This window comes from Psychromonas sp. CD1 (assembly GCF_002239585.1).
Classification (GTDB): Bacteria; Pseudomonadota; Gammaproteobacteria; order Enterobacterales; family Psychromonadaceae; genus Psychromonas.
This window is the reverse complement of the sequence record NZ_NDFH01000003.1, coordinates 1,307,951-1,330,532: the sequence shown is the minus strand read 5'-3', so window position 1 is coordinate 1,330,532 and position 22,582 is coordinate 1,307,951. Positions and strand designations below refer to the sequence as shown.

The following is a 22,582-nucleotide window of genomic DNA, read 5'->3' as shown; positions in this document are numbered from 1 at the left end:
CAATCCATGAGTAACAATTGCGATAATGCGCAGCACTTCTTTTTTTATTAAAGGGGCTTCCCTGTAATTAATCACTGAGTAAAAAACCAACATGGCAGAACAACGTAATATTTTTTTAATTGGCCCGATGGGGGCTGGTAAAAGCACAATAGGTCGTCACTTAGCACAAATGCTACATCTTAATTTTTATGATTCAGATGCCGAAATAGAGAAGAAAACGGGTGCGGATATCGCATGGGTTTTCGATGTGGAGGGCGAAGAGGGATTTCGAACTCGTGAGGAAGGTATATTAGATGAACTCACTCAAAAACACGGCATCGTTTTAGCGACGGGTGGTGGCGCCATCGTGCGCGTAGGAAACAGAAATCATTTATCTGCACGTGGTATTGTTGTTTATTTAAAAACAAGTATTAATAAACAATTAGCCAGAACGTTAAAAGATAAAAGACGTCCCTTATTACGCACCGATGATCCTCGAGTTGTTTTAGAGGCATTAGCTGAGGCTCGTAATACCTTGTATGATGAAGTGGCAGATTATACGATTGAAACTGACGACCAAAGTGCAAAGGTCGTGGCGAGTCAAATAATTTCGTTATTGGATTTTTAATGGAAACTTTAATTGTAGAGCTTGGGGAGCAACGTTATCCAATTTATATTGGAGAACGTTTATTACATAAAAACGCATTATTTGAAAACGCAATTGTGGGTAAAAAAGTAATGATTGTTAGTAATGATGTTGTGGCTCCTCTTTATCTACAAATATGTAAAGATTCCCTTAAAAATTTTAGTGTTGATGAAATTATACTTGCTGATGGTGAAAAGTATAAAAATTTAGTTTTTTTCGAAAAAATCTTAACCGCATTATTAAATAAAAAACATACACGAGATACAACTATCATTGCATTAGGCGGAGGAGTTATCGGCGATATGGCGGGATTTGCCGCCGCTTGTTATCAACGTGGCATCGCTTTTATTCAAGTGCCTACTACATTACTTGCACAAGTCGACTCATCTGTAGGAGGGAAAACAGCGGTCAATCATGCTTTAGGTAAAAATATGATAGGGGCTTTTCATCAGCCACAAGCGGTGATCATCGATATTATGTGTTTACAAACGTTACCCGCACGAGAATTTGCGGCGGGGATGGCTGAAGTTATAAAATATGGCATTATTTACGATGCAGATTTTTTTCTCTGGTTAGAAAATAATGTTGTTGATATTAAAACACTAAATCCAGTCGCGCTGACTTATATTATTAAGCGTTGTTGTGCGATTAAAGCCTCTGTGGTCGCAGAAGATGAAAAAGAGCAAGGCGCGCGTATATTACTCAATTTAGGACATACTTTTGGCCATGCGATAGAAGCAGAGCAAGGTTATGGAAAATGGCTTCATGGTGAAGCGGTTGCCGTGGGTATTGTTTTAGCCAGTAAAATGTCGCGATTACTTGGTTTGATTGATAGTTTGCAATTGCAACGAATTCGCACTTTAATGGAAAACTTTGATTTACCTGTTGATGCTCCTAAGGCAATGGGCTTAAGCTGTTTTATGCGACATATGCAGTTAGATAAAAAGGTATTAAACGGAAATTTACGTTTCGTATTGCCTACCTCTATTGGCTGTTGTGCTTTATTTGATAATGTGACCCAAGCGCAACTTCACACTGTTATTGAAAATTCAGTCGATGGTTGAACGTACTTTCATCTCAATTTCACAACAGTTGCAATTAATTGACAGATTACAACATTTAATTTATTTGTCTTCATCTTTGATCTTTATTTCAGGGGATGAGGGAGCGGGAAAAAGTACGTTATTTGAGCAACTGACCAATAAGTTAAATGAAAATATCAAACAAGTTCATTTGCATTTTAATGAAAAACAAGCCGATGTTCTAATTCGTCAAAAAATCATTATGCAACTTTATGACAACGCACTTTTTGATGCGCAAGATAGCTTGTATGTTTCAATTGCGCAGTTACAAGAAAAACAAGAACGGCAACAGGCCATATTAATAAGTGTGGATAATGCACACCATCTCTCACCTGAAATATTAGAAGAGCTGGCTTATCTTTGTATTCATAAAGCATCTTTAGGTAGCTCTGAAATAAATGTTATATTTTCGAGTAGTGATGAGGATAACCAACAAGCGATTGATTTTCTTAACAAAAGGTATCCAATACAAGAACAAGGTACATTTATTGAATTTAAATTAGAGCCTTTAAATATTAATAATGCATCCCGATTGTTAATGCACCGTTTTAAACAAGTAAATTATACGTCTCAACTCGAAAATAAAGATGCGCTTGCTAAGCAATTAAGTTTATGTGCGGGCAATCCGAAACAAATAATTTTACTGGCTGAAACCATCACGAGTGGTGTAATTAAGTCGCCCTTACCCAACCGTTTTAAGGCTCTGTTACCTGCATTAATACTTAGTGGTAAAAAAGCCTAATAAATATTCTAAATATTTATTTTCTAAAAAACTACTGTTAATTGATTCCGAGTTTTATACGTTACAGCTTTCAGCAATGGCGACAGAACATAGTGTTGATGTTTTTATTAAATCTAATTTCCCGGAAAAAAATCTCTTTCTTTATAAAACCAGACGTAATGGGAAAGCATTATATATTGCTATTTACGGTCAATATTCAAATTATGACGCAGCTTTAAAAGGCGCTCAGAAGTTACCTCGCTCGTTGTCAATAATGGGAAGCTGGATAAAAACATATGCATCGGTTCATCAGGACATACAGTTAAATAATGATTAAAAAAAATAGAGCCTTTTTAAAATGGGCGGGTGGGAAATATTCACTGATAGAGCAAATTAATCAACGTTTACCTGCAACAGGGCGTTTAATTGAACCTTTTGTTGGCGCAGGATCTGTTTTTTTAAACAGCAATTTTGATGCGTATTTACTTAATGATATCAATCCAGATCTCATTGAAATGTATAAAATAATTAAGCGAAAACCGTTACAGTTTATCAAGGATGCACAGATTTATTTTCAACCTAAATATAATAATGAAAGCATATATTATAAATTGCGTGTTGAATTTAATGCGACCACTGACGTATATCAACGTGCGTTATTATTTTTATATATGAATCGACATGGTTATAATGGTTTATGTCGGTACAATCAAAAAGGTGCATTTAATGTACCTTTTGGACGTTATAAAAAGCCTTATTTTCCAGAAAAAGAACTTATTTTTTTTGCGGAGAAAGCAAAAAAGGCAACGTTTGTGTGTAAGTCGTATGAAAAATTATTTCAATATCTACGTGATGATGACATTTTGTATTGTGATCCACCTTATGTTCCCTTAAGTAATAGCGCCAATTTTACCGCTTATACACGAACGGGATTTTCACGTCAAGATCATGAAAATTTAGCATTCTTAGCTGAGAAATCAAAATGCTGTGTACTTATTAGTAATCATGATACGGCACTAACACGTGATTTATATGTTAATGCTGAGTGTGACTTTTTAAATGTTGCGCGAACTATCAGTAGTAAAGCAAGTACTCGGAAGTCCGTAGCGGAAGTATTTGCTCGTTTTAGAGCACATACAACAAATAAGGGCTAAGAATAAATAGTTTGTTAGGCTAGCCTAAAGTAGAATGAGCGCTCAATTCCCCCTTGATATTGGAAGCAACTCATGACTGATTATTTAATTGCCCCTTCAATCCTATCTGCTGATTTTGCCCGTTTAGGCGATGATGTAAAAAAAGTATTGCAGGATGGGGCTGATGTGGTGCATTTTGATGTAATGGATAATCATTACGTACCGAATTTAACGATTGGGCCTATGGTCTGTAAAGCATTACGTGAATTTGGCATTACCGCTCCTATCGATGTACATCTAATGGTAAAACCTGTTGATAATATGATTGTGGACTTTGCCAATGCAGGCGCCTCTATTATTACTTTTCATCCAGAAGCTTCCGAGCACGTAGATCGTTCTTTACAATTAATTAAAGAGCATGGTTGTAAAGCAGGTCTTGTTTTAAATCCCGCCACATCACTAGATGTATTAACCCATGTTATGGATAAATTAGATGTTATTTTATTAATGTCAGTAAATCCAGGTTTTGGAGGCCAGTCCTTTATAGCACATACTTTAGATAAACTTAAGGCGGTTAAAAAGCTGATTAAAGCCAGTGGACGAGATATTCGTTTACAGGTTGATGGTGGCGTGAAAATAGAAAACATTCAAGAGATTGCCGAAGCGGGTGCCGATATGTTTGTTGCAGGATCAGCTATTTTTAACGCACCTGATTATAAAATGGTTATTGATGCGATGCGCGTGCAGTTGGATAATGTGACATGCCAAAAATAAAAAAAATTAAACTCATCTGTTTTGATTTAGATGGAACGTTGGTCAATAGTGTGCCGGATATGCGTTTGGCGTTAAATGCTATGTTAGATGATTTTTCTTTGCCCAAGTGTGTCGATGCAGATGTTAAAACATGGGTGGGAGATGGGATCCCTATGATGGTTGAGCGAGCGTTGAATTATGCGAATAATAAAAACACATCGATAGATAAAGCGGTAAGTGTATTTGAAAATCATTATGCACATTACTTAAATTCAGCTTCTTGTTTGTATGATAATGTGCAAGAAACGTTATTTGCGTTGCAGAAAAAAGGTTATAAAATCGCATTGATCACCAATAAGGCTGAACGTTTTTTAGATGGATTATTGAAAAATTTTTCGATATATAATGCCTTTGATTTACTTATTGGTGGCGATACGTTAGAAAAAAAGAAACCAGATCCTTTGCAAGTTGAATTTGCTTGTGCCCATTTTAACGTGGCTAAGAGTGAAGCGGTAATGGTTGGTGATTCAAAAAATGATATATTAGCGGGTAAAAATGCGGGTTTGATAAGTATTGCTCTGACCTATGGGTATAATTATGGTGAGCCCGTTTCTAATTTAGATCCGGAGTATATTATTGATAAATTTAAAGAATTATTAATTCTTTTGTGAGTATGCTCGAACAATAAACACCTTAAAAACATTTTCGCTAAAACATAAATTGGAGCGTACTCTGATTTTTGTTTTAGCGAATTAAGCCTTTTTAGAGATCGATAAACCCTGCATCTTGCATACGTTGTACAACGGTCTTACGTTGAGTCTCGGTTAATGGACTTAATGGTAAGCGTGGATCACCCACATCAATATCATGTAGGATCATGGCCGCTTTACCCGCAGCAACGCCCCCAAATTCGACCAAAACACGAATCAACTTAATGACTTTACTCATATCATCAAAGACAGATTTTTGATCGCCACGATTAAAAGCTTCTATTATTTTATAAAAAAGAGGGGCAGCATAATTATAAGTACTGCCAACTGCACTTTTCGCACCTACGGCTAATGCTCCAGGAAGAAATTCATCAACACCAAATGGAATATCAAATTTTCCATCACAAACACGTAAACAGCGTTGGTATTCATATAAATCACCGCTATTAAATTTAAGCCCTGATAAATTAGGAATGCATGTATCGGCTTTAAGTAAAAAAGCTTCCATATCTACATTGACACCCGACATGGTTGAATGATAATAATAAAATCCTTTAGAGGGAGCTGCAGCTGCGACTTTTGCACAGTAATTCACCAGTTCATCTACGGAGTTAGGTTTAAAAAAGCAAGGCCCAATAACAGAGGTGGCAAAAATATCTAATGTTTCTGCATGGCGTGTTAATTCTAAGGTGTCGATAATACTTAATGCACCAGTATGTACGATGATATCGAGCTTGTTAGCACTGGCATTAACCCACGTTTCGGCTATTTGTTTACGCTCAGAAACGGAGCAATGTATACCCTCACCGGTTGTGCCACAAATATATATACCACTGATTTTACTCTTGATTAAATGATCGGCAATTTGTTTGATTACGCTATAATTGACCGTGTTATCTTTATTAAAAGGGGTATGGGGCGCTGCAATTAATCCTGTTAATTTTTTCATTAAATAACCTTTATTTTCAAATAGAAATTAAACTCCATTGAACAACTCACATGTGGAGCTTGGATTTATATGGTAATGCTTGTTATTTTATTTCACAATCATAGTATTAGATATTTTGGAAATATGTGATCTGACTAACAATTAACATGTGCTTGTTCTCAGAAGAATAAGCTGTTTTATGTGGCTATTTTGATATTTTAAGGAAAAGAAAAAATGTGTCATACTACTTTTTATAGAATCGTATATAAATAAGGTTATTACATGCAAGGATTAAAACCAAAAATTAGAGCGGGTAAAGTACTAGATACTATCAGTAGTTTATATGCCAGTTTAACCCCCTCATCTAAACGTATTTCTGATTATATTTTAAGCCATGGAAATGAAGCTTGTAAATTATCTATTGCTGAAATTTCTAAAATTGTACATGTCGGGGATGCGACTATTATTCGGTTTTGCCGTACGTTAGGATTTAAAGGATTTCAAGAGTTTAAAATGGAACTCGCCATTGAATTTTCATATTTAAATCAACAAGATCAATCTATATTTGATGGCAATGTTTTACCCGATGATGATGTGCAAATGATCAGTCAGAAGTTAAAGCGCTCTATCAATAATGTATTGACTGAAACGATTAATCTACTTGATTTTAATGTAATAGATGCAATAACTACACAGATTGTAAAAGCGGAGGCTATTTATTTTTTTGGCGTGGGCTCCTCTGGTTTGGTTGCAGAAAGTGCAAAGTATAAATTTATGCGTATTGGTTTAAGAGTGGATGCACTGACTAATAATCACTTTATGTATATGCAGGCTTCTTTATTGCACCCTGGAGATATCGTCATAGGGATCAGTCAGTCCGGTTACTCGGTTGAAACGATAAAAGCATTGCGCCTTGCAAAAGAGGCTGGAGCGGTGACTATTGCAATAACACATAATCCTCGTTCAGCACTGGGAGAATTGGCTGACTATATTTTAGTCAACGGTAATCGACAAGGAAAGTTACAAGGTGATTCTATCGGAACCAAAATAGCCCAAATGTTTGTTTTAGATTTGTTATATACCGCATTGATTAAAGAAGATATTACGCATGCACAAGAGAATAAATTAAAAACAACCAAAGCTCTCAATAAAAATTAATGTAGCCAATGCATCATCATAATTGATCTGCCTTTGATTTTTTATCTTTGTACATTGGCACAGGATCCCATCATCTGATTACTTACTAAACGTTAAGCTTTATATTTTATGATGCTTATCTTTTACCTATTTTTCTCTTTATTTTTATTTTTATAATGATCAAGTTCTCATTTAAAATATTAATCAATTGAAGTTTTACTCCAAAAAACACAGTATGAAGCGAATATTTTAAAGTTATTTGTGTTTTGGAGTTTAACTACAATGAAAAATCATCGTACTTGTCTTCTTGCCTTAAGGCAAAGTTTTGTAGCGTCATGTCAGCCTGTTGATTTTGGCCCTATGGATAATCCTCAGATTATTGCAGCTATGGCACAAGCTTGTGTAAAAGGCGGTGCGGGGGCATTACGTATTGAAGGTGTGGATAATATTAAGGCGGTTAGAGCGTATGTTGATGTACCTATAATCGGCATAATTAAAAGAGATTTAGCCGACTCAGAGGTGCGTATTACTCCGTTCATCGAAGATATTGTTGCATTAAAAGAAGCAGGAGCAGATATCATCGCTATTGATGCCACGCATCGTTGTCGTCCAACCTCTGTTGAAAGATTGATACAAGAGATACAAGCCCAGGGCTGTTTAGTGATGGCTGATTGTTCGAATTTCGCGGAAGGCGTGCAGAGCAATATACTGGGAGCGGATATTATCGGCACCACTCTTTCTGGATATACTGAAAAAATCACGCCTATTGGTCCCGATTTAGCCTTAGTTAAAAAATTTAGTGAACAGGGTTATTTTGTAATGGCAGAAGGTAGATATAACTCCCCAGATCTTGCATTACAAGCGATACAGGCAGGCGCATCTAGTGTCACCATCGGCTCGGCTATTACGCGCATTGAGCATATTTGTGGTTGGTTTAAAGATAAAGTGGAACTTGGGCGTGTAGATGCGCCTCGAGGTGGCCAATGAAAACTTGCTTAGCGGTTGATATTGGTGGTACTAAAATTGCCGCCACTCTTATTTGTAATGGAATAATGACGCAACGAGTGCAAATAAAAACACCCGCATCAGAAAAAAGTGAAAAATTGGATAGTGTATTAAAAGAGTTACTTCTACCTTTTCTTGAGTCTGCGGATTTTATTGCAATCGCCACCACTGGAATTATTCATAACGGTATTATTAGCGCATTAAACCCCTCAAACCTTGGTGGTTTAAAATCTTATCTTCTTAAGCGTTGCATCGAAAATTTTTCGTCTCTTCCTCTTTTCATTTTAAATGATGCACAAGCTGCTACTTGGGCTGAATATCAGTATTGTCAGGTGTCTAATATGGCATTTATTACGATTTCAACAGGTGTCGGAGCTGGAATCGTTATTAATAATAAATTATTAACAGGTTATAGAGGTATCGCTGGGCATGCTGGGCATATGCTCGCAGATCCTAATGGCCCATTATGTGGTTGTGGACGTAAAGGATGCGTTGAAAGTATTGCTTCAGGCACTGCTATAGGTAAAGCCGGGATGCTTTTATGGGGAGATAGCTGTGATGCGAAAGAGGTGATGCAAAAATGTAATGCAGGGGATCCTCATGGCATAGAGATAATTGATAGATCAGGGCGAGCCATTGCCAACATGATTGCAGATTTAAGCATTAGTTTAGATATCGAAGTTTTTAAAATAGGGGGGAGTGTAGGTCTTGCAACGGGTTATATTGAGCGAATTAAATATTATGTCGCACAGATGCCCACTCCTTATCAAAGTAAAATCATGTTGGCTAATTATGGCTCTGATGCTGGTTTAGTTGGCGTTTCTTTATGGGCACAATCATAAAAAACTTTTTTTGATTGTTTTTCATATTTGTTATCACACATAAAGGTTATCTGTTATGCAAATACAAGCTTTTGGAACATTAAACTATATCGTTGTGTTTATTTATTTAATGGCAATACTGTGTGTCGGTGTTTATTTTTCACGCCGGCAAAAATCCGCTGATGATTATTTTAAAGCAGGTGGGAGAATACCGGGTTGGGCTGCTGGAATAAGTGTTTTTGCAACCACATTAAGCTCCATTACATTTATGTCTATACCTGCAAAAGCTTATACAGGTGATTGGACATTTTTGATCGGACAATATATGGCGATTGCGGTATTACCTCTTGTCTTTTGGTTTTATATTCCCTTCTTTCGTAAGCTGAAGTTAACTTCTGTTTACGAATATTTAGAAATTCGTTTTGATGTAAAAATGCGCTTATTTGCGAGTTTTTCTTTTATGTTTTTCCATATTGGGCGTATTGCGATTATTACTTATTTAACGGCACTCGCATTAATTCCTTTTGTTGATATTAATCCTCTTGTGATTGTATTTGTTATAAGTGTTTTATGTATTGTCTATACTTTCCTTGGTGGTATTGAAGGCGTTATTTGGACAGATGTAATTCAAGGTATTATGCTTTCATTGGCCGCTGTGTTAATTTTTGTGGTGGTTTGTTTTAATATCGATGGTGGCGTTGTTGAAGTTTTTAATATGTCAGCTAAGGCCGATAAATTTTTCCCGAGAGATCAATTTACTTGGAGTTGGACAGATTCAACCGTTCCCGTTTTAATGATAGGTTTCTTTTTCGCAGCATTACAGCAATTTACTGCCAGCCAAGATGTCGTGCAACGTTATATGGTGACTAAAAATCTAGCTGAAACGAAAAAAACATTGATTATGAATGCTAAATTAGTGGCTGTGGTGCCAATCTTTTTCTTTGCGGTAGGCTCTGCTTTATTTACTTATTATTCACAAAATAGTACCTTATTACCCGATAATTTTAATACAGGTGGAATACTACCTTTTTATGTTATTTCACAAATGCCAGCCGGTATCGCAGGTTTGATTATTGCGGCTATATTTGCAGCTTCACAATCAAGCATCGCAAGTAGCTTAAATAGTATTTCTGCATGTTTTACCTGTGATGTGTACTGTAAAATTAATAAACAAGCATCATCACAACAACAATTAAAAATTGGTAGAACGGTAACAATCTGTGCTGGCTTACTAAGTGTTTTTGCATCGTCTTATTTGGTTTTAGCTAACGAAAGTGAGATTTGGGATGCGTTTAATAGTTTATTGGGTTTGATGGGCGGACCGATGACGGGATTGTTTCTTCTAGGTATATTTTTCCGTAACGCCAATGCAAGAAGCGCACTAATAGGCGTTATAGCAAGTGTTGTTTGTGTATTGGTTGTGAAGGAATATACCGATCTTAACTTCTTCTTCTATGGTGTGATTGGTTCGTTAGTGGTTGTTATTGTTGGAGTTATAGCTCCTTTTTTCTGCAAAGGCATACCCTTATCTGACGATGTTGCATTGACGGTGACAATAAAATAATAGTGTATTCGAGGAGAATAAAATGATACTAGGTTATCGAGAAGATAAAAAATTATATATGCGTTTACCAAAGGCATTGCAACAAGCTTTGGACTTTTTAAACAACGTGGATTTAAAGAGCATTACGTTGGGTCGTCATGAAATTAGCGGTGAAGATATTTTTGCTAATGTAATGGCCTTTGAAAGCGTAGATGCTAAGGAAAAACAGGCTGAAGTACATCAGAAATATATCGACTTACAATGCTTAATAAGTGGAGAAGAAAAAATTGAATTTGGATTATCTAATGGTTATAAAATATCTAAAAGCTATGACATAGATAATGATTTTTATTTGGTCGCCGATATTTCGCATAAAAGTGAAGTGCTTTTAAGTGCAAATATGTTCGCTGTTTTTTTTCCTGGGGAAGCACATAAACCCGGTTGTAGTATTGATGGAAATCGATATTTAAAGAAAATTGTGGTTAAAATAAATAAAAATTTATTAGGATAAAGTAATAAAAAGACTAAACGTTTAATATTACTAATATGGCTTAATAAAATTAAAAGAGAAAGCATCAATACTGGGAGGGTAAATTCAGGTTTAATTTGAGCGATGATAATGGGTGCCATGATAGCTGTAACAATGGCAGCCAGTGATGAATAGCCACTGATTGCTAAGGTCACTAACCAAGTAAGGATAAGTAGTGCAGACATATCTGTACCTAAAGGAAGTAATACACCTAGACTTGTTGCCACACCTTTCCCCCCTTTAAATTTAAAATAAGGTGGGAATATATGACCAAGGCAAGTTGCAATGCCAATAAAGCCGAGGAAAATCGGTGAGAAGCCTAAATAATAAGCAAGATATACAGGAAATGTCCCCTTTAATAAATCAAAAATAAGTACGGTACAGGCGGCTTGTGCATGGTGTAAACGTAGCATATTCGTACTGCCAGGGTTTTTAGAACCTGCATGGCGAGGGTCGTTCCAACCTTTTATACGGCAAAGTAAAATGGCGCCATTAAGACCGCCGAGAAGGTAGGATAAAAAGATAAAGAGTAAACTTCCGCAGATAATCATTTGTATTTATTTTTCTCTATCAGGTAAAATAAGGGGGTGTTGTTACCTATTTTACATTATGTATCTTTTTTGTTCAATTGACGTAAATGACACATACAAAAACTTTTTAAAGGATCCAACATGGATATCGTTTTTATTAAACAGTTAGAAGTCATTACTACTATTGGTGTTTATGCATGGGAAAAATCACTACAGCAAAAACTCTATTTTGATTTGGAAATGGCATACGATAATAAGCCTGCAGCTTTAAGCGATGATATCAATCTCGCCCTAAATTATTTTAGCGTCGCCAGTGCAGTGAGCCAATTTGTGCAAAAAAACCAGTTTGAATTATTGGAAACAATGGCAGAAAAAGTAGCGCAATTGATAATGTGCCAATTTGGCGTTAAGTGGATAAAATTAACCTTACATAAACCAGGTGCATTACCTCAAGCACAAAGCTTAGGTGTATGTATCGAACGTGGGCATCGCGGGTGACAAGAGTATTTGTTGGTGTGGGATCTAACCTTGATAAGTTAAAAAGTGTGCGTTACGGACTCAAATTATTACAGGTTGAATTTACTCAATTATGTGTTTCTCCATTATATGAAAGTGAATCCGTTGGCTTTGCGGGAGATAATTTTTATAACTTAGTTGTCGCGTTCAATACAGACTTATCGGTATATGCTTTGCGCCAACGTTTGAAAGAGATAGAGACAAAATTAGGCAGAAAAGATAACGCATTAAAATTTTCGCCACGTAAATTAGATCTTGATCTTTTACTCTATGCTGATTTAATTGATAATAATATTAATGTCCCTCGCGCGGAAATCCTCAGTAATGCTTTTGTGTTAAAGCCACTGATGCAACTCGCACCATTATTAGTCCATCCCTTATTAGGTAAAAATTATCAGAAACTTTGGGAGGAATACCCACAAGAAAAACAAAAGTTATGGGTGTTAGATTTGAACTTAATGGTAAATCAGCGCTCTAAGTGAGCCCTCTATTTATTGTTTTATTTATTTGCTATGTAAAGGATTTTTATGACTACTTTTCAAACAGTTGTTCTGGCCTTAATTCAAGGTTTAACCGAATTTTTACCGGTTTCTAGTTCAGCACATCTGATTTTACCCTCTGTTTTATTGGGTTGGCCAGATCAAGGTTTAGCTTTTGATGTTGTTTTAAATTTTGGTACCTTATCGGCAGTGTTGATTTATTTTCGTCATGAAATTTCGAGTATGTCTCGTGCGTGGTGTTACTCTTTAAAAAGTAGAAAGCAAACACAAGATAGTAAACTTGCTTGGTGGATTTTATTTTCTACTATCCCCGCTGCGGTGATTGGTTTTTTATTAAAAGATTTAGTGGCAACGTATTTACGTAGTGGTTATGTTATTGCGGTGACGACACTGGTTTTTGGTTTACTTTTAGGTTGGGCAGACAGTCGTGGTACGTTCCTGAAAAATGAATATCAAACAGGCTTCAAAGGTGCCATGATCATTGGCTTTGCACAAGTTTTGGCTTTAGTACCCGGTACATCTCGTTCAGGTATTACGATTACCGCAGCGTTAATGTTAGGCCTCACTCGAGAAGCCGCTGCACGTTTTTCTTTTTTAATGTCGATACCTATCATAGCCATGGCCTCTGGATATAATTTACTTCAGTTTGTATTATCAGATCAAAGCGTGAATTGGTCAGGGCTAATGCTTGGTGTGGTCATTACGTTTTTCAGTGCTATTTTATGTATTCATGTTTTTCTTCTTATTTTAAATAAAGTCGGCATGTTACCTTTTGTTATTTATCGTATATTCTTATCCGCTCTTTTATTTTATGTGTTGTTTTAATACACACATCGCTAGAAAAACATAGAATAAAACGATTTATTAATGTTTATTTCTATGTTTTTCTACCGCTTTAATGCGTGCAATAAGTAGTGCTTCTTTAATTTCTTTTCCTTTAAACCCTTGTGCAAGGATATCTTGTACATTGACCTTTTGAGCGACTAAAAACGCTTGCCAAACATGATCTGCACTGGGATATTCGGTTTGTTCAAAACCGAGCCGCCCTTTTGCATCGGCAATACAGCATTCGAGCATTTGTAAAAAACGGCTAGGTTTACGCCAGGCATCACATTTATCCATAATATTAAGTAAGTTATGCGCCTCGAGTTGAGGAGCTTTATGTATAAAGGTATGGTGCTGACTTACTAATAATGCTAGTTCTCGATATTCATTGGGTATTTTTAAGCGCGTACAAAGGGAATTTATTATTTTTAATCCAAGCTCTCCATGGCCTTTATGGCTTGGCCATAATTCTTGAAGAGTAAGGGCTTTCCCTAAGTCGTGGACTAAACATGCAAAGCGAAAAGCATTGTCATTTGAAAGTTTTGTTGCTTGTTTGAGTACCATCAATGTATGGATCCCTGTATCTATTTCAGGGTGCCAGCGTTTAGGGCCTGGTATACCAAAAAGTCTCGCTATTTCTGGAAATAAAATATTTAATGCACCACATTCGCGTAGTATCGAAAAGTATATTTGTGGGTCATCACTCGCTAATGCTTTATCTGTTTCTTGCCAAATACGTTCTGCACGTAAGTGTGTGAGTTCGCCACTAATACTTAATTTGCGCATTAAAAGTAGTGTTTCGGGTGCAATTTTAAAACCTAAATGATAAAAGCGAGCCGCAAAACGTGCGACACGCAATACGCGTAGAGGATCTTCACTAAATGCAGGGGATACATGGCGTAGTATTTTGTTTTTTAAGTCTTCTTGACCCTTGTAGGGATCAATGATGTAGCCATCAGTTGAGCAGGCCATGGCATTAATCGTGAGATCACGGCGTTGTAAATCCTCAACTAAACTCACATCCTGGCCCGCATAACATTCAAAGCCATGATAACCTTGGCCATTTTTACGTTCAGTACGTGCTAACGCATATTCCTCTCCTGTTTTAGGATGTAAAAAAACAGGGAAATCTTTACCTACTTGTTTATAACCTAAATCTAGTAACATTTTCGGTGTTGCATTGATAACGACATGATCACGATCTTTGATGTTTAGGTGTAATAATCGGTCACGGAGCGCACCTCCGACTAAAAAAAATTGCATTGTTTTCCCCTTTATCTGCTATTTAGTTATTATAAGAGAAATAATTATTTATCTCACGTATTAGGGTTTTTAATGTATCAAAACTTTTTTTCTTTAAAAGTACCGCCTTTCTGTATTTCACCTGATCCTGATTTTCTCTTTTTAAGTGAGCGTCATAAAGAAGCTTTGGCGCATCTTAATTATGGATTACGAGGAAATGGTGGCTTTGTTTTATTAACCGGAGAAGTCGGAACAGGAAAAACAATTGTTTGTCGTGCTTTGTTAAACGCGTTACCTGAATCGATTGATATTGCTTGTATCGCCAACCCTGCATTAAATGAAATTGAACTACTAGCGAGTGTTTGTGATGAATTTAAAATTGATTACGATACATCAAAGAGTAGTTTGAAATTACTCTTTGATGTTTTAAAACATTGGATGATGCATAATTTAGCACAAGGTCGGTGTGCAATAATATTAATTGATGAAGCGCAGCATCTGTCTTTTGCGGTATTAGAACAACTACGTTTATTAACCAATATCGACGCTAATAATAAAAAGCCATTACAGGTGATACTAATAGGGCAAACGGAGTTACAGCAAAAGCTGAAATTAAAGGAGTTTAGACAATTAGCGCAACGTATTACAGCGCGTTATCATTTATTACCACTGTCTCGACCACAATGTGAATATTATATTGAACATCGTTTACGTGTGGCTGGCGCCCAGTTTCCTATATTTGATAAGGGTGCCTTTGTACAAGTATTTAAATACAGCCAAGGCGTTCCACGCTTAATTAACTTATTATGTGAACGTTGTTTATTAAGCGCTTATACACAAGATAAAGCGACTATTAGTGCACGTGTTGTGCAACAAGCCGCGATAGAAATGCATTTTAGTGCGAGCACAAGTAAATTTGGCCAGTATTGGAAGACATTGTTGTGCGTTACGTTAGGGCTATTGGTGATCTTCAATTTAAGCAGTATAGCGCCTAATCTTAATCGACTTTATAAAAACGTTTTTATCTCAGAACAAATAATAGAAACACAAGCGATAGTCAATAAGTTTCATTGGTTTTCTGATTATTCAACCCTTGATCTGAGTAAAGGAACATATCCTGTAGCTTTAGCGACGCTATATACATTGTGGGGATATAGTATTCCGACGGAGAAGGTAAATTGTACACAAGGTGCGAGCGTGAGTTTAGTCTGTTTTTCAATACGTAGTAATATGGCTGAATTAAGTAATTTAAATTATCCTGCGATTTTAACATTAAAAAATGCAGGGCAAGGTGTTTATGTGGTTCTTTATAAGATAGATCAGGGATACCAGTTATTGTTAGGTAAGCAGTTGATAACCGTAAGCAAAAAATGGTTAGAATATTATTGGGAGGGTGATTTAACGTTGTTATGGAAAAGACCTTTCAAAGAAACAAATAGTCTTAAATTTTCACAAAAAAGCAAAAACATACAGTGGCTAAAGCAAGTATTTATAGCACTACAAGGTGCTGAACTAAATAATGACGAATATTTTGATTGGCCGTTAGTCTTACAGGTGAGGCAGTTTCAGCAAACACATTATTTAGACTCTGATGGTGTGGCAGGTTCGCGTACTTTAATGTTGTTAATGCAAGCTTTAAATCCGCAGTTTCCACACTTACGAGAGGTCTTGTGATGTCGACAATATTAAAAGCAGAGCAAAAAAATAAAGGGCGTATTGAGGCACCTGTAACGCATTTAACCCCTGCATGGAAAAATATATTTTTAATTGTGTTAAGCAGTTTTGTTGTACTTTTAATGGTGGTACTTTGTTATCTATTTAGCTTCAAGCAGGGCTCGCCTATGCTAAAAAAGCCACAGGTACTAGTCTTAAAAACACTTAAAACGGTAACGTTAATACATTTTAAAACAAAACCATTACCGCCACTTGTTAATGTAGATAATAAATTAAATGCGCCGATAGAGATAACTAAGACCGTAAAAAACAGGCCAAAGATAAAGGATGATGAGCTACCTCATAAATTAGAATCTCGTTTTAAAGCTGCATTATTAGTTGATAATAAAAAAGCGGATAATGCATCTTCAACACTTGATGAAGTAAGTGTCGATAGTACTGATTTGAGTGATATGCCTAGCGATTTCCAACATTTAGTGCCCGCTATATATTACGCGACACATATGTATTCATCCGTAGTTACAGAGCGCTTTATTAAAATAAACGGTAAGCGATTAACAGAGGGCATGTTCGATAACACAGGTAAAATACAACTCTTAGAGATACAACCCCAGTTAAGTATATTTAGGGTTGAAAATCAAAGATTTAGTTTACAATCTTTAGTCGATTGGCCGGGCATTTAATGCTCAAACTTATAAAAGAGTGAGCATTATTATTTACCAAGTATTTTTACGTTTTTTACGGCGAGGTAGAAGTGGAAGGAGCAAGCCTATAATAAGCCCTAAGATGAGGACACCTCCACCATTGAGCATCCATTCCATTTTAATACGATCATCTTTGGTATCTTGGAGAAGATCTAATTCTAGATTTTTAGTTTTTAAATCTAGAATTGATTTTTCGAGAATTTGTTTATCTTTACGCAGTGTTACAATTAGGATCTCTAGCTCTTTATTCGATTGTACTTTCGTTGTTAAGTTATCGATAGCTTCCACTAATTCTTTTTTTACTGCAGGGAGCTGAGTTTGTGCTGGAATACTCGATTGTAGCTCCTCATTTTTTACCCAGCCTATTTTTCCGGTGCTTGTTTTTATTTTCATAAATTTATTTTGGATATCGTATTTTAATGTTGCTACTGAGGTGCCTACTTGTACAGTACCAATAATACGATATTCTAAGCTAGGGCCAGAATGTAAGTAGATAAAAAGATCATCGCTGACATAACGAGTCGCCGCGCATAAACTAAGTGAAAAGGTTAGCGTGACTGCGAGGAGAAGGCATTTAATTGTTTTCAAAAATATATTTCCTGTTAAACACTATAAACGAAGCGTTCTATCTAAAAATAAGCATCGAAGCGTTCTATCTAAAAATAAGCATATAAAAAAAGAGTGTAAACTCTTTTTTTATATGTAATTAGTCTTTTAACCAAAAAAAGCTTTAAGGATATAAAAGAAGATAATAGATAAACCAGCACCAATGGGTAATGTTACGACCCACGATATCACAATATTACGTATAACACCTAAATTAAGTGCCGCAATACCACGGGCCATACCTACGCCTAATACTGCGCCCACAAGTGTTTGTGTCGTAGAGATAGGTAAGCCTGTACCTGAGGCAATAACCACTGTCGATGCAGCCGCAAGTTCTGCAGCAAAGCCACGACTCGGCGTTAAATGGGTAATACCACTGCCGATGGTTGCCATTACACGTTTACCAAAAATAGCGAGACCCAAGACAATACCAACACCACCTAAAGGTAATATCCACCAAGTAAAGTTCGATTGTTCAGTGATAACACCATGTTGCTCTACAATACTAACAACAGCGGCTAAAGGTCCAATAGCGTTAGCTACATCGTTAGAGCCATGTGCAAAAGCCATAGAACATGCAGTAATGACCATTAACACGGCAAAAATCTTTTCTACATTAGCATAATGCATCTCTTTATCTGCATCGGGATCAATTTTAATTCTGCTAATAAAGAATTTGCCAATAATAGCAACTAATAAACCAATGATCCCCGCGACGAGAAATGCTTCATTTATGGGTAAATCAATACCAACATGTTTTAAACCTTTGACGATGGTGACCAAAGACAACATAAAACCAGCCATAAACATATATATCGGCACATAGCGTTGCGCATTTTTAATTGGATCGCTCGTATTAAAAATCAGTTTTTGAGAGCTAACAAAAATAAGATAAGCGATAACCCCCGAAATAAGAGGCGTAATTATCCAACTGCCTACAATGCCGATTACTGCGCCCCAAGAGACACTGTCAACGCCAACACCGACTGCAGAGAAGCCAACAATAGCACCAACAATAGAATGTGTTGTTGATACTGGCCAGCCGTAATAGGAAGCTACAAGTAGCCAAGTACCCGCAGCAAGCAAAGCCGCTGTCATACCGTATACGAGTAATTCAGGTTGATTAACATAATAGCTAGAATCAATAATGCCGTTACGAATAGTTGCCGTGACTTCACCACCGGCTAAATAGGCGCCTGCAAATTCAAAAATCATAGCGATAATAATCGCTTGTTTAATTGTCAGAGCTTTTGAGCCAACAGATGTACCCATAGCATTGGCTACATCATTTGCACCAATGCCCCAAGCCATTAAAAACCCTACGCCAGCGGCAAAAAGCACCATAGTGCTACCGTATGTAGAAATAATATCCATAATAAATCCTATAGAATAAAGCTAAGATCGAACCAGAATCAGTTCAAGTTGTGTTCCGATTAATTCTGCATGATCGGCTAATTGTCCTATCCATTCTAAAATCTGGTAAAGGAAAATAATATCAATGGGATCATGTTGTTTTTCAATCGAAAATAATAGACGGCGTTGTTGGATTTGCAATGAATCGGTATCATCTTCGATGGATGATAGTTCAGTGATCATTTTAGTCACAAAGGTGACCTCTCGTCCTCTAAATCCTGTTTCTAATAATTCATCTAATTCATTGACTGCTTTTTTTGCTTGATTAACAGAATCAATACAACGCTGCACAAAAGGAATAAATGTAGGGAGAAGTTCATTCGGGATCTGTAATTCTCGGCCGTACATTCTACCCGCAATATCTTTAACTGTATTGGCAATACGATCCTGACGATTTACCAATTCGATTAAATCGATGCGGGAAATCGGCATAAAGATACCTTTGGGTAAGGTCATTCGTAATTCTTTTTTTAATTCATCTGCCTCTTTTTCAAGTGTTGAGATCTGCTTACGAATTTTTTCAGCTTCAATCCAGTCCGCTTTTATACTTGCTTGTAAAAAAGGAATCAATAATGCGCTGCAAGCAGCAACTTTATCAACGTGCATTTGAATTGGTTTAATTGGAGATTTCGCAAATACTCCAAAGATCGAATTAACTGGCATGGTCTACCCTATTATTTTGGTTATATAAGCGTATAAATGATCAATTTAAAGTTTAAAATAGTAAAATTGAACAACACATATTGAGCGCATGATCAATTTAAAGTTTAAAATAGTAAAATTGAACAACACATATTGAGCGCATGTTATCTTTCTTTTGCACACAATTGAACATGAATTTAGTATAATTCATAAAATATTATGACACAAAACACTCAAACAACAGGGTGTCGTCTTGTAAGTCAATGTAAACAAAGGGCTTTTTGGTAAAACTTATGGAAATGGAAATAGAAATAAAGTTCCTTTTTAGTATGGAATTTGAACAACAATTGGTTGAAATTATCAATCAGTACAATTTTATTTCAACAAAGAAACAAATTTTAAATAATGTTTATTTCGATACGCTCGATTTAAGCCTCCGAAAAATGGATATTGGATTACGTGTTCGGCATTGTGCGGGTAATGCAGTACAAACTATCAAGTTGGCGGGCAGGGCTATCGGCGGAGTGCATCAGCGACCTGAATATAATGAGCCTATTACAGGTAAACTGCCTGTGTTGGCTTCGTTTCGGCGTGATATTTGGCCAGAAACATGTGATATTAGTGCGCTTGAAGCGCGTCTTATACCTTTGTTTAGCACCGACTTTGAACGCAGAACGTGGTTGCTTGAAATGAGTGATGATACTTTAATCGAGGTAGCCTACGATAAAGGTTTTATTACAACGAATGAAGGGGAGATACCTTTATGTGAAATTGAGTTGGAGCTTATTAAAGGTAATATTGATCAATTATTTGTTGTTGCGCAAAATATCGCAACGTTACCTCAAACTCGTTTGAGTAATGTCAGTAAAGCGCAGCGAGGTTATATGCTAGCAGATAACCTTTCATTTAAACCATATCCTTTAAGTTTTGCTAAACTACATTCAGAAATGTCATTAAAAAATAGTTTACTCTGTACATTGCAACATGGTTTACAACACATTCAATATCATGAAAATTGTTATATGCTGGATGAGCAAGAGAGTGCATTGATTGAAATTTTTAAGGGAATTAAATTTTTACATCAAAATATCAAATTATATCAACATGTTTTCCCTGTATTATTAAAAGCGAGTTGGATCTCTGATTTACATTGGTTAGTGCGCTCATTTTCATGGACAGAATCGAAAAAAGTAAATGCCAATTTATTAGAGAATAAAGCCTTTTATTTGCGTAAATTATCAAAATCAAAAAAAATAGTTAAGCATATTTCGATGCAAAATAGTCGTTTTCCCGATGCACAGGCGTGTCGTGATATTTTAACCTCTTGTCGTTATGCACAGTTTGTTTTAAATTTCACACAGTGGTTGATTCAACTTGAAAAAGAGCAATATACAGATGCTTCAAATACGTCAATATCCGACTTTTCAATAAAATCATTAACCGTAATTTGGAGTGAAATAAAGTCTAAAATGGCGCATGCTGAAAAGTTGCCAATGTCATATTTCATGGACAACAAAGGCTTATTTGAGAGTGCATTATTAACGGATTTAAGCTTTGGTTGTTTATTTGATAAGCAAGAAAGAGATAACTATCGGGATCTTTGGTTAGATATCAAACAAGGTATTGATGCAATTGAAATGCTTGAAGTAGTGTCTGATTTCACTGAATATGAACTTGAAATAAGTCTAAAAGTGGATTATCAGAAATGGTTGCACCGCAAACAAGAGGCATTATTAAATGCGTTACAACAATCTCAACAACAGGCTTTATTAAAAGAAGCTTATTGGCTCGTTTAAGAATACTTAAAGTGCATGTTTACATTTTTTATATGGTTGCGATAGGGCGCAGAACGCGCTATCGCAACAGATGAGATCTCAATCTGGCGGGTTATCTCTGATTAAAAGGTGGGCTAACAGACATAAATAAAAATTGTAATCTTAGAGATAAGTTATTCTGGCGTCTGTATGTTACCGTCGCGTGCAAAGTGGGTGAGCTCTTCAATAACTGATTTTTTTATCTCTAATTGCTCAGTTGCTGGAATATTATAGCGGTTACTCAGCTGTTTGTAGTCTTCATTATTAAGGCTGACGGTTAGACGAGGGCGCTTTGGTTTTTTATGTGTGCTGAGCCCAAGTAAAAAACGAATTTGCTCCGAGGGGCTAATACCTTTGTCTAGTGCACTGCGCCGAATACTGTACTGTAGACGAGTATCCATATCAAAGGCGATTTGCACTGCATTGACAACCTTTGCAGATTGTTGCCATTTCTGAGGCAATTCTCTTGTTGGCACGTTATTCTCCTTTTGCCCATAACTCTACGATGTCATTGATGGGGCGTAAAAATGATAAGTATATATCGGTATCACCATTTTCAAAAATAAATATTTCGATGCTACGTTGTTCTTTACCTCCGGTTAAAGTGTAATACTCAAATTCTCGACCATGCTCATCTTGCGTAAATTGCGGGGGGCTAATATTACGAAAATCTTGTTGATGATAATAACCAGTGGTCATAAAGTTTTGTTGAATATATACATCACTGAGCATATCTGCATAGCGATGTTGTTTTAATAACGGACGTAAATGTACATTACCTGGTGCTTCAAAAATTTCTGAAAAATCTTGCATGTCAAAGAGTTGTTCAACATCATCGCGTGTTAGTAATAAGCTTAACTGCATTAAATGTTGCGCATTATTTGGAAAGCTAAGATAAACCAATTGTGTATTGCTACCTTGGGCGACTATTTGAGCATAGTGTTGGTGCTTAAATTCAATATTGTTAATATTGAGCACTTGTAGTTGCTGTTTGCGCATTATTTCAGGTAGAGCAAAGCTATCGCCAAAGGTAAAAATATCATTGAGCTGTAGCTCGCTGGGTTGTGTTAATTGACGTATATTATCTGTTTTTTTTTTGTTAAAAAGGGATTTAAAAAAATTCATATGG

At 36.2% G+C, this 22,582-nt stretch carries 25 protein-coding genes and 1 pseudogene; 18 read left to right on the top strand and 8 right to left on the bottom strand.

Annotated elements, in window-relative coordinates:
• Positions 1-91 precede the first annotated feature (91 nt).
• From aroK to B8W84_RS07680, 7 genes are all read left to right on the top strand, one after another.
• Positions 92-607: a shikimate kinase AroK gene (aroK, locus tag B8W84_RS07710; RefSeq protein WP_094752667.1), complete on the top strand. Its 516-nt coding sequence runs from the start codon at positions 92-94 to the stop codon at positions 605-607.
• Positions 607-1,689 carry a 3-dehydroquinate synthase gene (aroB, locus tag B8W84_RS07705; protein ID WP_094752666.1) on the top strand — a complete coding sequence of 361 codons (1,083 nt, stop codon included), beginning with the start codon at positions 607-609 and terminating at the stop codon, positions 1,687-1,689. Before aroK ends, aroB begins: the two co-directional genes overlap by 1 nt.
• Positions 1,682-2,449: an ATP-binding protein gene (locus tag B8W84_RS07700; protein WP_094752665.1), complete on the top strand. Its 768-nt coding sequence runs from the start codon at positions 1,682-1,684 to the stop codon at positions 2,447-2,449. The genes aroB and B8W84_RS07700 overlap by 8 nt, the downstream gene beginning before the upstream one ends.
• The gene (locus tag B8W84_RS07695; RefSeq protein ID WP_094752664.1) at positions 2,433-2,765 is read left to right on the top strand and encodes an SPOR domain-containing protein; all 333 of its coding nucleotides are present in this window, start codon (positions 2,433-2,435) and stop codon (positions 2,763-2,765) included. Before B8W84_RS07700 ends, B8W84_RS07695 begins: the two co-directional genes overlap by 17 nt.
• Complete coding sequence (locus B8W84_RS07690; RefSeq protein ID WP_094752663.1) at positions 2,758-3,582, top strand: Dam family site-specific DNA-(adenine-N6)-methyltransferase; 825 nt, start codon at positions 2,758-2,760, stop codon at positions 3,580-3,582. Before B8W84_RS07695 ends, B8W84_RS07690 begins: the two co-directional genes overlap by 8 nt.
• 72 nt (positions 3,583-3,654) lie before the next feature.
• Complete coding sequence (gene rpe, locus B8W84_RS07685) at positions 3,655-4,335, top strand: ribulose-phosphate 3-epimerase (RefSeq protein ID WP_094752662.1); 681 nt, start codon at positions 3,655-3,657, stop codon at positions 4,333-4,335.
• Positions 4,323-4,985 (top strand): phosphoglycolate phosphatase, encoded by a 663-nt coding sequence (locus B8W84_RS07680; RefSeq protein ID WP_094752661.1) that lies wholly within the window; start codon positions 4,323-4,325, stop codon positions 4,983-4,985. Before rpe ends, B8W84_RS07680 begins: the two co-directional genes overlap by 13 nt.
• Positions 4,986-5,076: 91 nt before the next feature.
• On the opposite strand, the gene B8W84_RS07675 is transcribed toward B8W84_RS07680, so the two are convergent.
• Complete coding sequence (locus B8W84_RS07675) at positions 5,077-5,973, bottom strand: dihydrodipicolinate synthase family protein (protein WP_094752660.1); 897 nt, start codon at positions 5,971-5,973, stop codon at positions 5,077-5,079.
• Positions 5,974-6,234: 261 nt separating this feature from the next.
• Here B8W84_RS07675 and B8W84_RS07670 point away from each other — a divergent pair, with 261 nt between their 5' ends.
• From B8W84_RS07670 to nanQ, 5 genes and pseudogenes are all read left to right on the top strand, one after another.
• Positions 6,235-7,110 carry a MurR/RpiR family transcriptional regulator gene (locus B8W84_RS07670; RefSeq protein ID WP_094752659.1) on the top strand — a complete coding sequence of 292 codons (876 nt, stop codon included), beginning with the start codon at positions 6,235-6,237 and terminating at the stop codon, positions 7,108-7,110.
• A 261-nt stretch (positions 7,111-7,371) separates the two neighbouring features.
• A complete protein-coding gene (locus tag B8W84_RS07665) occupies positions 7,372-8,076 on the top strand; it encodes an N-acetylmannosamine-6-phosphate 2-epimerase (RefSeq protein WP_094752658.1) in 705 nt (234 codons plus the stop codon).
• Complete coding sequence (locus B8W84_RS07660; RefSeq protein WP_094752657.1) at positions 8,073-8,936, top strand: N-acetylmannosamine kinase; 864 nt, start codon at positions 8,073-8,075, stop codon at positions 8,934-8,936. The genes B8W84_RS07665 and B8W84_RS07660 overlap by 4 nt, the downstream gene beginning before the upstream one ends.
• Before the next feature lie 55 nt (positions 8,937-8,991).
• A complete protein-coding gene (locus B8W84_RS07655; protein WP_094752656.1) occupies positions 8,992-10,479 on the top strand; it encodes a sodium:solute symporter in 1,488 nt (495 codons plus the stop codon).
• Between the two features lie 22 nt (positions 10,480-10,501).
• Positions 10,502-10,903 (top strand): annotated as a pseudogene (nanQ, locus tag B8W84_RS07650) (N-acetylneuraminate anomerase); the annotation flags it as partial.
• Here the strand turns inward: nanQ and plsY are convergent.
• Entirely contained in the window at positions 10,807-11,538 is a 732-nt protein-coding gene (gene plsY / locus B8W84_RS07645) for a glycerol-3-phosphate 1-O-acyltransferase PlsY (protein ID WP_308293005.1), read from the bottom strand. The pseudogene nanQ and the gene plsY sit on opposite strands and share 97 nt — an antisense overlap.
• A 120-nt stretch (positions 11,539-11,658) precedes the next feature.
• On the opposite strand from plsY, the gene folB reads away from it, so the two are divergent.
• From folB to B8W84_RS07630, 3 genes are read left to right on the top strand one after another with little or no spacing between them, the layout of a single operon-like run.
• Positions 11,659-12,015, top strand: coding sequence for a dihydroneopterin aldolase (folB, locus tag B8W84_RS07640; protein WP_094752654.1), 357 nt, complete (start codon positions 11,659-11,661; stop codon positions 12,013-12,015).
• On the top strand, positions 12,012-12,515 hold the full coding sequence (folK, locus tag B8W84_RS07635) for a 2-amino-4-hydroxy-6-hydroxymethyldihydropteridine diphosphokinase (RefSeq protein ID WP_094752653.1): 504 nt from the start codon (positions 12,012-12,014) through the stop codon (positions 12,513-12,515). The genes folB and folK overlap by 4 nt, the downstream gene beginning before the upstream one ends.
• 45 nt (positions 12,516-12,560) lie before the next feature.
• Positions 12,561-13,358: an undecaprenyl-diphosphate phosphatase gene (locus tag B8W84_RS07630; protein WP_094752652.1), complete on the top strand. Its 798-nt coding sequence runs from the start codon at positions 12,561-12,563 to the stop codon at positions 13,356-13,358.
• A gap of 39 nt (positions 13,359-13,397) precedes the next feature.
• On the opposite strand, the gene B8W84_RS07625 is transcribed toward B8W84_RS07630, so the two are convergent.
• Complete coding sequence (locus tag B8W84_RS07625) at positions 13,398-14,621, bottom strand: multifunctional CCA addition/repair protein (protein ID WP_094752651.1); 1,224 nt, start codon at positions 14,619-14,621, stop codon at positions 13,398-13,400.
• Positions 14,622-14,693: 72 nt separating this feature from the next.
• Here B8W84_RS07625 and B8W84_RS07620 point away from each other — a divergent pair, with 72 nt between their 5' ends.
• Both B8W84_RS07620 and B8W84_RS07615 read left to right on the top strand, forming a co-directional pair.
• Entirely contained in the window at positions 14,694-16,274 is a 1,581-nt protein-coding gene (locus B8W84_RS07620; protein ID WP_094752650.1) for an ExeA family protein, read from the top strand.
• On the top strand, positions 16,274-16,957 hold the full coding sequence (locus B8W84_RS07615; protein WP_094752649.1) for a general secretion pathway protein GspB: 684 nt from the start codon (positions 16,274-16,276) through the stop codon (positions 16,955-16,957). Before B8W84_RS07620 ends, B8W84_RS07615 begins: the two co-directional genes overlap by 1 nt.
• Positions 16,958-16,990: 33 nt before the next feature.
• Here B8W84_RS07615 and B8W84_RS07610 read toward each other — a convergent pair whose 3' ends face one another.
• From B8W84_RS07610 to B8W84_RS07600, 3 genes are all read right to left on the bottom strand, one after another.
• Positions 16,991-17,566 carry a TIGR04211 family SH3 domain-containing protein gene (locus tag B8W84_RS07610; RefSeq protein ID WP_257797938.1) on the bottom strand — a complete coding sequence of 192 codons (576 nt, stop codon included), beginning with the start codon at positions 17,564-17,566 and terminating at the stop codon, positions 16,991-16,993.
• Between the two features lie 126 nt (positions 17,567-17,692).
• Positions 17,693-18,958 carry an inorganic phosphate transporter gene (locus tag B8W84_RS07605; RefSeq protein ID WP_094752647.1) on the bottom strand — a complete coding sequence of 422 codons (1,266 nt, stop codon included), beginning with the start codon at positions 18,956-18,958 and terminating at the stop codon, positions 17,693-17,695.
• A gap of 21 nt (positions 18,959-18,979) precedes the next feature.
• Positions 18,980-19,660, bottom strand: a complete 681-nt coding sequence (locus B8W84_RS07600; protein WP_094752646.1) for a TIGR00153 family protein — start codon at positions 19,658-19,660, stop codon at positions 18,980-18,982.
• 272 nt (positions 19,661-19,932) lie between these two features.
• Here B8W84_RS07600 and B8W84_RS07595 point away from each other — a divergent pair, with 272 nt between their 5' ends.
• A complete protein-coding gene (locus tag B8W84_RS07595) occupies positions 19,933-21,435 on the top strand; it encodes a CYTH domain-containing protein (RefSeq protein ID WP_094752645.1) in 1,503 nt (500 codons plus the stop codon).
• Positions 21,436-21,587: 152 nt separating this feature from the next.
• Here the strand turns inward: B8W84_RS07595 and B8W84_RS07590 are convergent, their stop codons facing one another.
• Both B8W84_RS07590 and B8W84_RS07585 read right to left on the bottom strand, forming a co-directional pair.
• On the bottom strand, positions 21,588-21,929 hold the full coding sequence (locus B8W84_RS07590) for a hypothetical protein (protein ID WP_094752644.1): 342 nt from the start codon (positions 21,927-21,929) through the stop codon (positions 21,588-21,590).
• Between the two features lies 1 nt (position 21,930).
• Complete coding sequence (locus tag B8W84_RS07585) at positions 21,931-22,578, bottom strand: hypothetical protein (protein WP_094752643.1); 648 nt, start codon at positions 22,576-22,578, stop codon at positions 21,931-21,933.
• Positions 22,579-22,582: the final 4 nt, after the last annotated feature.

Bases quoted from the DNA above. Each gene is read 5' to 3' on its own strand.
- B8W84_RS07660 (WP_094752657.1), top strand. From the start codon at position 8,073: ATGAAAACTTGCTTAGCGGTTGATATTGGTGGTACTAAAATTGCCGCC.
- aroB (WP_094752666.1), top strand. From the start codon at position 607: ATGGAAACTTTAATTGTAGAGCTTGGGGAGCAACGTTATCCAATTTAT.
- B8W84_RS07630 (WP_094752652.1), top strand. From the start codon at position 12,561: ATGACTACTTTTCAAACAGTTGTTCTGGCCTTAATTCAAGGTTTAACC.
- B8W84_RS07700 (WP_094752665.1), top strand. From the start codon at position 1,682: ATGGTTGAACGTACTTTCATCTCAATTTCACAACAGTTGCAATTAATT.
- B8W84_RS07605 (WP_094752647.1), bottom strand. From the start codon at position 18,958: ATGGATATTATTTCTACATACGGTAGCACTATGGTGCTTTTTGCCGCT.
- folB (WP_094752654.1), top strand. From the start codon at position 11,659: ATGGATATCGTTTTTATTAAACAGTTAGAAGTCATTACTACTATTGGT.
- B8W84_RS07595 (WP_094752645.1), top strand. From the start codon at position 19,933: ATGGAAATGGAAATAGAAATAAAGTTCCTTTTTAGTATGGAATTTGAA.
- B8W84_RS07585 (WP_094752643.1), bottom strand. From the start codon at position 22,578: ATGAATTTTTTTAAATCCCTTTTTAACAAAAAAAAAACAGATAATATA.
- aroK (WP_094752667.1), top strand. From the start codon at position 92: ATGGCAGAACAACGTAATATTTTTTTAATTGGCCCGATGGGGGCTGGT.
- B8W84_RS07675 (WP_094752660.1), bottom strand. From the start codon at position 5,973: ATGAAAAAATTAACAGGATTAATTGCAGCGCCCCATACCCCTTTTAAT.
- B8W84_RS07655 (WP_094752656.1), top strand. From the start codon at position 8,992: ATGCAAATACAAGCTTTTGGAACATTAAACTATATCGTTGTGTTTATT.
- B8W84_RS07690 (WP_094752663.1), top strand. From the start codon at position 2,758: ATGATTAAAAAAAATAGAGCCTTTTTAAAATGGGCGGGTGGGAAATAT.
- plsY (WP_308293005.1), bottom strand. From the start codon at position 11,538: ATGATTATCTGCGGAAGTTTACTCTTTATCTTTTTATCCTACCTTCTC.
- B8W84_RS07665 (WP_094752658.1), top strand. From the start codon at position 7,372: ATGAAAAATCATCGTACTTGTCTTCTTGCCTTAAGGCAAAGTTTTGTA.
- B8W84_RS07615 (WP_094752649.1), top strand. From the start codon at position 16,274: ATGTCGACAATATTAAAAGCAGAGCAAAAAAATAAAGGGCGTATTGAG.
- rpe (WP_094752662.1), top strand. From the start codon at position 3,655: ATGACTGATTATTTAATTGCCCCTTCAATCCTATCTGCTGATTTTGCC.
- B8W84_RS07680 (WP_094752661.1), top strand. From the start codon at position 4,323: ATGCCAAAAATAAAAAAAATTAAACTCATCTGTTTTGATTTAGATGGA.
- B8W84_RS07670 (WP_094752659.1), top strand. From the start codon at position 6,235: ATGCAAGGATTAAAACCAAAAATTAGAGCGGGTAAAGTACTAGATACT.
- B8W84_RS07625 (WP_094752651.1), bottom strand. From the start codon at position 14,621: ATGCAATTTTTTTTAGTCGGAGGTGCGCTCCGTGACCGATTATTACAC.
- B8W84_RS07620 (WP_094752650.1), top strand. From the start codon at position 14,694: ATGTATCAAAACTTTTTTTCTTTAAAAGTACCGCCTTTCTGTATTTCA.
- B8W84_RS07600 (WP_094752646.1), bottom strand. From the start codon at position 19,660: ATGCCAGTTAATTCGATCTTTGGAGTATTTGCGAAATCTCCAATTAAA.